Below are 2,055 nucleotides of genomic sequence, written 5' to 3'. Positions count from 1 at the left end.
CCCACGACGCGCTGAACAACATGATGGCCGCGCAGGGCGTCTCGACCGCGAAGATCTCCGGCGCCTCCGACGCCTCCAAGGCCTGCAAGAAGGACATCGACGAGAACTTCCTCGCAAAGACGGCCTTCTCGGTCTCCAAGACCGGCCAGAAGATCTCCAACCAGCTCGAGTACTCGGACTGGAACCACTTCCAGGACGGCGAGGTCACCAACCTCTCGCGCGCCGACTGGGGCGCGACCTGGCCCAAGACCTACTCCGACATGGAGCTCAAGGACGACGAGCTCATCAGCGACCTGAACGCCCACTACTACGACGTGAAGACCGGCGACGACACCTCGTCCATCACCTGGGGCAAGGACTCCGGCATCAAGTTCTGGGACCTCTTTGACAAGAAGTTCGACGACGAGGCCTGGGACAAGGCCATGGACGAGTTCTCCCTCCAGGAGGCCCTGAACATCGCCACCTTCGGCGGCCCGAGCATCCCTGGCTCCAGGGCCCTCGGCACCTACGAGGACTACATGACCGAGAACAACGGCATCGGCATCTCGCTGGCGCTCAACGCCTCTAAGGACAAGAACGCCCCTTGGGCCATCGCCGACGACGACGCGAACGCCGGCTGGATCGGCGCCGTGCTCGGCTCCGCCCCCGTCGTGGCCGCTTCCTTCGACCCCGACCTCATGGGCGAGGTCGGCGACTACGTGGGCGACGAGGCGCTCTTCCTCGGCATCCCCATCCTCTGGGGCCCGGGCCTGAACACGCACCGCTCCGCCTATAACGGCCGCAACGGCGAGTACTACTCCGAGGACGCCATCCTCACCGGCAACGCCGCGATGGAGTTCGCCATCGCCGCCGAGAAGAAGGGCCTCATCGCCTCCCCGAAGCACTTCGCCTTCAACGACCAGGAGACCAACCGCTACGGCATCGCTCCGTACATGACCGAGCAGAAGGCCCGCGAGGGAGACCTGCGCGCCTTCCAGATCGCCTTCGAGGCAACGAAGTACGATACCGATGACGTCGACGAGGGCATGAAGGGCGTCATGACCTCCTTCTCGAAGGTCGGCCCTGTCGAGTGCACCTCTTCCTACGGCCTGATCACCGGGATCCTCAAGAACGAGTGGGGCTTCCACGGCTACTGCGTGACCGACATCTACGACGACACCGACCTCTACGGCTCCGTGCTCAACTCCGGCGTCACCTGCTGGGATACCCGCGGCATCTCGGGCTTCGACGGCGGCACCACCATCGAGTCCACCTCGATCTTCGCCAAGCAGAGCGACGGCCTGACCCCGGGCATCGAGACCGTCAAGGGCGACGCGCACCTGCAGCAGAATGTCAAGGACGCCGCTCACAACGTGCTCTTCGCGCTCTCCAAGTCCAACCTCACCAACCGCTACAACTCCACCGCGCACGTCGAGCAGCAGCCCACCTGGTGGCGCATCGCATACATCGCAGCCATCGCCGTGAGCGCTGTCCTGACCGTCGTCTTTGCCGTGCTCTCCGCCAGGACCGGCAAGAAGAACTCCAAGAAGGAGGCATAGGATGGCATCCAAGAACCTCACCGCGGGCAAGAAGCGCGGGTTCGGCCTCTACCTCGACGCCGCGGGCATCGTCCTCGCCGTCGCCGGCGCCGTCGCGACCGTGCTGTGCTCCACGAAGAGCGCCGACTACGCGCTCGCCGGCCTGCCGCTCTACCTCGTCCTCATCGTCGTCGCGATCGTGCTGACCGTCGCCGGCGCCCTCGCGCAGGCCAAGGACGGGCTGAACCCGATCTTCGCGAATGCGTGCTCGGCCGTCGCGGTCTTCGCGCTCGTGTTCACTGCCGTCAAGGTCATCGGCGCCAGGGTCATCCTCGCGTCCGGGCTCTTCTCGTGGAACGCGTCCAACCAGATCGGCTGGGGCGTCTTCAACTCCACGATCGTCGCGACCGTGCTGCTCGTGGTCGCCGCGCTCGTGCTCGTGGTCGCCGCGTTCCTGCCCGCCTTCAAGGACGCCGAGCCGACCGATTAGCTCGACCGGCAATGGCTGTGACGCTGCATCTGGTATGACAGCGTGCGG

2 protein-coding genes are annotated in these 2,055 nt (G+C 65.4%); both read left to right on the top strand.

Going from position 1 to position 2,055, the window contains the following annotated elements:
* A partial coding sequence (locus tag ACT84W_RS06195) for a glycoside hydrolase family 3 N-terminal domain-containing protein (RefSeq protein WP_444328584.1) occupies nt 1-1,538 on the top strand: 1,538 nt, incomplete at its 5' end.
* A 1-nt stretch (nt 1,539) separates the two neighbouring features.
* Complete coding sequence (locus ACT84W_RS06190) at nt 1,540-2,007, top strand: hypothetical protein (protein ID WP_417576358.1); 468 nt, start codon at nt 1,540-1,542, stop codon at nt 2,005-2,007.
* The last annotated feature ends 48 nt before the right edge of the window (nt 2,008-2,055 follow it).

Source organism: Paratractidigestivibacter sp. (assembly GCF_052362415.1).
Lineage (GTDB): Bacteria > Actinomycetota > Coriobacteriia > Coriobacteriales > Atopobiaceae > Paratractidigestivibacter.
The sequence above is the reverse complement of the archived record's forward strand: the minus strand, read 5'-3'. Positions and strand labels throughout refer to the sequence as shown.